Below are 5,898 nucleotides of genomic sequence, written 5' to 3'. Positions count from 1 at the left end.
CCATGCAAAAAGCGGAAGACCGATTCCTTCGGGATTGTCTTCTGTAAAAACCGGGCTTCCTGTTTTTAAATCGTATTTCCAGCGGATTGCGCCGTTTTGTTCCTGTTTTGAGTAAAAATAATCAATGTTTTGGTTTGCCGGATAATTGCGGTTTGAATAAACGAGGAAGAATGAAGAAAAAATAGATTCAAACTGGTCAATCGTGGCAGAAGCTATTGTGTTTGGGGAATTAGGTTCTGTTGTTGAAGTTAAAACGGGATTTCCGTCTTTGTCCTGAGGATAGACAAAATAACCGTCGGCTGGATCTTCTGCGAGTTTTGAATTTAACCAGAATCCCGAAAGCCATGTCCATGTTTTATCGTAAATATCTACAAAATCCTGATCGTAGAAGTGAATTTTAGGAAAGTCGCGTTTGTTCACAATTGCCCCTTAAATATAAATGCGTAAAAAAATAAATTACAAATGAGTGATTATTCTGTGATTATATCATAGAAAACAGAATTTTACGTAAAAAAAACAATTTTTTTACAGTAAAACGTAGCCCGGATCGCTACGGAAAGACCACAGCGAAGCGAGGACTTGAAGTAAGAGCCGGAAATTCCGAAAAATGCGCATTTTAACCGGAAAAATTTTGGCTTTAAGGCCAAATGTGCTCCAAAATTTTAATATTCGTTACGGACGGTGTTAAAGTACAGGCGAATTTTTTCGTTTGAAACTTTGTGCCGCGATTTTAAGAACAGAGTGTGCGTTTTTTCGTTGTAAATGTAGCCCGACGAATTGTAAGTTTCAAACCGAGGGTCTGTGTGGAATGAAAGTCCGTAAATTTCGATTCCGACAAAAGGTTTGATTCCGTTTATGATTATGTAATGAGAATCGCCTTGCTTGAACGAAACTGTGATTAACGCTTCGGAAGAATTTTCGTTTTCTTCGTAAGTGATGTTTGAGGCGCAAGTCCAAGCCCAGATGGTTTCGGTTGAATTTTTGTCCATTACAAGCGAATGTGGATAGTTTGCGTTGTTTTTTATCAGAATCGGGTAAAGTTCTGCAAGTGTGCGGAGATCCGCTGTTTGATTCTGGGCAAATGCCGTGTTTATGAGCATGTAACCGCCTGCGCAGTATTCTGGAATTGCGAAAAGTTTTCCGTAGTCGATCAGAACGGTTCCTGTTTCAACAGTCTGCGCAAATCCTGCTGCAAAATCCCTGTCATGCAAGGTGAGAGTGTCGTCAGAAACAGAAAGTGTGCATGCCTGGGTGATTGAATTTAGGCACTGTTCTGTAACCGGCTGGAATGATTCTGCAAGCGGGCTGTCTGCTTTTTTGAGCGAGAGATAAACTTGAAGAATTGAAGTTGCCTGAACGAGAGTTGGCTGGAAATCTTGAATTGCTGCTGGAAGGGCGGCAAGGAGTTTTACGTTTTCGAGATTTCCGTTTCTGAGCATGTAGTCTGCAATGTTGTCAGCAGAGAAAACGTCGATGGAATTGTGTTCGATGGCGTTTTGAATCATTGACGCAAAATTTTCATTTGCCATTACAAGGCTCGGATTCATTGCTGCGAGGGTATTAAAGTATGGAGAAGTAAAATATGTCCTTCTTGCTCCGTTTTTGAACGAATCTGGAACTGCTTTGATTGCTTCCTGATAGCGTGATTGAGAAGCCATTTCTGCCACAAAAGCGGCAACGACAGCTTCCGAAATTGCGGAGGAGTCTGAAAAAGCAGAAGTTGCCTGAGAAACAAGGGCGTTTCTAAAATCTCTGACTGTTGTTTCGTAGGCAGAGGCTGTTGCTGTCTGAGAATCCGTAGGAATAGAAGCAAAAGAGAATGCCTTTGTCGGGTCAAACCGAGTGTACATTGCAACATTTGCACTTTTTGTAAGGATAATTTGAGTGTCCTTAATCTGATTTGCAGACATTGTGTAAGAAATATTTTTTGAGCTAAAAAGTTGTTTTGAGCGGCTCTGTTCTGTAACCGAATAGCCCGAAACAGGATTGTAATAGAGAGAAAGCGAAGAGTTGCTGTCTGGCAGTTGGGCAGCGATTGAAAGGCTTGCGCGCGGAGTTGTGTCGCTTACCGTAAAAGTGAGAGATGTGTTTTCTGTAAAGTTGAATTTAAAACTTTGCGGGGAAGGCTGTTCCCAAGAAAGCAGCGTGAGCGGAGTTTGATTTTGAGTTTTTGAATTGAAGAGAACAGCGGGATGNNTTGTAAATGAAATTCCCTTAAAAGAAACGCCGACTGTGTTTTTTAGCGACATATTGCCGTCGGCATCCTGGGTTTGTGAAACCGATATTCTTAAAAGGCCTGCATTCTTTAAAATAACTGATTCGCTTCTAAATTGGAGGATAAAAATTCCGATAATAATAAAACCGTAAAGGAAGGTTAAACCGAAAGCTTTTCTAAATGGATGTCTAAACATTTGTTTTTCAGTTTATCTGATGAAAGCAAAATTTTCAATGAGAGGAAAAATGAAAAAATTATTTCAAAAAAGAACGGTAATTATTTTTTGCGCAGTGTTTTTTCTGGCAGCGGTAAGTATTCCTGTAGTTTTTGCCCAGAATTCGCAGTTGAATTCATCGCAGGAAATTCAATTTGTGCAAAAATTGAGCTCAGTCTTGCAGGATGGAACAATTGAACAGGCTTTGAGCCTTTTTGAGTCGATTCCTGAAAATTTAAAGGACGACACTGAACTTTTGTGCTTAAAGGGCAGCCTTTTGCTTTCTGCTGGAAAAACGGAACAGGCGGAAAAAATTGCTTCATTGCTTTTTGAAAAAGAACCAAAAAATATCGAAGTGCTGAATTTGAATTTTATGGCGGCAAAACAAAAAGGCGACAAGGTAAACAAGGCAAAGTTCATAAAGCAGATTCTCGCAATTGAACCTTACAATGCCGAGGCAAATATCGAGCTTGCGGACGAGCAGTCGCTCAAAAAAAATTGGCGCAACGCCCGGGATTTTTATAAAAAAGCGCTTTTTGGCGACAGAACCAACGAAGAAGCTCTGCTTGGTTACGGAAAAATGTGCTACTATATGGAAAAAGATGATGACGCAAAGGACGCTTTCAACAAACTTTACAAACTAAATCCTAATAATCCGCAGGTAAATTCATATCTTGGAAAATACGAAGCAGAAAACACACAGTATAAAAAGGCGATTGAATACATAAAAACCGCAATAAAAATCGACCCTTCAAACACTGATTACTGGTTTGACTTAGGAACATGGAGCCGCATGACAGGAGATTATTCTGGCGCAGAAGCTGCCTGGAAACAGGCAATTGCTCTCGAACCGGAATATTTTCTTGGTTATGCGTACCTTGCAGGTCTTTACGATGAGCAGGGACGACGAGAAGATGCTCTTTCTTACTATCGCTTGACTGTCGACAAAAATCCTCAATATTATTACGCTTACGAAAGTCTTGGAATCCTTGCCTGGGGAGCAGGAAATTGGGAAGAATCTCAAAAAGCGTTTGAGCAGGCTCTTAAAAAAAATCCGGACAGCATTTCATACAAATTGATGATAACAGCCTGTCTTTTTAAACAGAAGAAAAATTTAGAGCTTCGGACTTTTACCGAATCGCTAATGAAAAAACTCACGAACAGACAGAGCCTTGACTACAAAATCGTGCGGATGTATCACGACCGTGGCGGAGACTCAGACGTTGCCCTCAACATTTCTAAAGAAACAAACCGCACGAAAAAAGGCAGATATTTATTTTATCTTGCGCTTTATTACGAGCTTATGGGCAAAGACAGCCTGGCTCAAAAATATTATAATGAGGTTACTGCCATGCAGAGCCCGATGTTTTTTGAATACAGATTGGCTCAGTGGGCGAGCGGAATAAAATAAAAAAATCCCCAAGTGGAGAATTTAAAAATGAGTCAGACAGAAAAAGTTTTGAAATTTGACGACAGAGAAATCATCCTTATAGGAACCGCGCATATCAGTCAGGAAAGCTGCAATGAAGTAAAAAAAGCGGTCGAAGAAAAATCGCCGGACTGTGTTGCAATCGAGCTTGACGAAGGCCGCTACAAATCTCTAAACAACCCGGAAGACTGGAAAAATCTTGACATCGTAAAGGTTTTAAAGGCGAATCAAGGATTTTTGTTGCTTGCAAATCTTGTTCTTTCCGGTTTTCAAAGAAGAATGGGCAGCAATGTCGGCGTAAAACCCGGAGATGAAATGCGCGCAGCGGACAATTGTGCAAAAGAGCGCAATATTCCTGTCGCAATGGTAGACCGCCCGATTCAAATAACATTGCGCCGCGCCTGGGCAGTAGTCTCATTCTGGGGAAAATGCAAGTTGATTTCCGCTCTTCTTGCAAGCGCCTTCGATAAAGAAGAGGTAAGCGGAGAACAGATTGAGATCTTAAAAAATTCTTCCGAAATGGACAGCTTGATGAAAGAGCTGGCAGACTATATGCCGGTTGTAAAAAAAGTTTTAATCGACGAACGCGACCGCTATCTTGCAAGCAAAATTTGGGATTGCAAGGGCAAAAAAACTCTCGCGGTTTTGGGCGCAGGACATCTTCCAGGCGTTGAGGCTTATCTAAAAGAACTTGCCGCCGGAAAAAAATCATCCGACGTTTCTGACATATCAGAAGTTCCTCCAAAAAAAGTCGGTTCAAAAATTGCAGGCTGGACAATTGCCGCTCTCATCGTTGCTTTGATTGCGGCAGGCTTTGTTTATGGTGGAATTACAAAAGGCGCGCAGCTTCTTGGAGCGTGGGTTGTATGGAATTCAACACTTGCCGGGCTTGGAGCGATTCTCGCATTTGGACATCCGCTTGCAGTTTTGACGGCCATTGTCGGAGCGCCGTTTACAAGTCTTTGTCCTCTTGTTGGAGTCGGTCTTTTTACCGGGCTGGTTCAGGCGGCGTTTTGCAAGCCAAAAGTAAGCGACATGGAAACTCTTCAGGACGATTTGACCTTAAAAGGTTTTTATAAAAACCGAATTCTCCGCGTTCTCCTTGTTTTCTTTTTGTCATCGCTCGGTTCTTCAATCGGAACTTTTGCCGCAGGCGCAAATTTTGCCGTTGTAATTGCAGAATTCGCAAAAGGTCTTTTTAAAAAATAAACAGGAGCGCATCTTTCTGTTTCAAAAGCATTTTTTTTCGTCAGCGTTCCATTCAAAAACAAAACCGGTGTTGCGTGGTTGCATTGCGCCGCTTCGCTTCGCAACGCGCTTTGCGCGCCACTTCACCCCGGGCTAATTTTTTAGTTTTTCGCCTTACTTTGCAAACAAAATTTTTATTATTTCTTTAATGTTTTCAATTTTTGTGCTTCCGTTGTCTTTTTCCGGGGCAAGCACGCTCGTAAAGCCCAAGTCTCCGGCTGTTTTAATCCGCTGCTTCAGCCTTGCAACAGGCCTTATTTCTCCTGCAAGAGAGAGTTCTCCGGTAATCACAGTGTTTCCTGGAATTGAAAGGTCTGTTCTTGCAGAATAAAGGCTTGCTGCCAAAGCCGCGTCAATAGAACTTTCCGTAAGGCGCACTCCGCCTGCAACGTTTATGTATAAATCCTGGTCGCTGAATCGTATGCCGGTGCGTTTTTCCAATACTGCCGCAACCCGTGCAACTCTCGCAGAATCAATCTTGTCGGAATAAACTCTGCTTATCGAAGATTTTGCCGGAACTGTCAATGCCTGAATTTCTACGATAAAAGCTCTGCTTCCTTCAAATACCGCAGTGTTTGCAATTCCTGCCGGCATTTTTCCAGAGCGTTTTGTAATGAACATTGTGCTTGGATCTCCAACTCCTTCAAGTCCTTTGTCTGTCATTGCAAAAATTCCAAGCTCGTCAACAGAGCCAAAACGGTTTTTCTGTGCGCGCAAAAACCTTACCTCGTCGTCATTTCTTTCAAACGAAATTACTGTATCGACCATGTGCTCAAGGCTTTTTGGACCGGC

The 5,898-nt window shown here is 42.0% G+C and carries 3 protein-coding genes and 1 pseudogene; 2 read left to right on the top strand and 2 right to left on the bottom strand.

The window, feature by feature from the left end; genetic code table 11:
* A pseudogene (locus B3Y13_RS02830) lies at positions 1-420 on the bottom strand (hypothetical protein); the annotation flags it as partial.
* 2,040 nt (positions 421-2,460) lie between these two features.
* On the opposite strand from B3Y13_RS02830, the gene B3Y13_RS02825 reads away from it, so the two are divergent.
* Complete coding sequence (locus tag B3Y13_RS02825; protein ID WP_296692611.1) at positions 2,461-3,840, top strand: tetratricopeptide repeat protein; 1,380 nt, start codon at positions 2,461-2,463, stop codon at positions 3,838-3,840.
* 27 nt (positions 3,841-3,867) lie between these two features.
* Positions 3,868-5,067, top strand: a complete 1,200-nt coding sequence (locus tag B3Y13_RS02820) for a TraB/GumN family protein (RefSeq protein ID WP_296692608.1) — start codon at positions 3,868-3,870, stop codon at positions 5,065-5,067.
* Between the two features lie 153 nt (positions 5,068-5,220).
* On the opposite strand, the gene B3Y13_RS02815 is transcribed toward B3Y13_RS02820, so the two are convergent.
* On the bottom strand, positions 5,221-5,898 hold a 678-nt coding region (locus B3Y13_RS02815), incomplete at its 5' end, for a magnesium chelatase domain-containing protein (protein ID WP_296692605.1).

It is taken from the genome of Treponema sp. UBA7567 (genome assembly GCF_002476655.1).
Classification (GTDB): domain Bacteria; phylum Spirochaetota; class Spirochaetia; order Treponematales; family Treponemataceae; genus Treponema_D.
The sequence above is the reverse complement of the archived record's forward strand: the minus strand, read 5'-3'. Positions and strand labels throughout refer to the sequence as shown.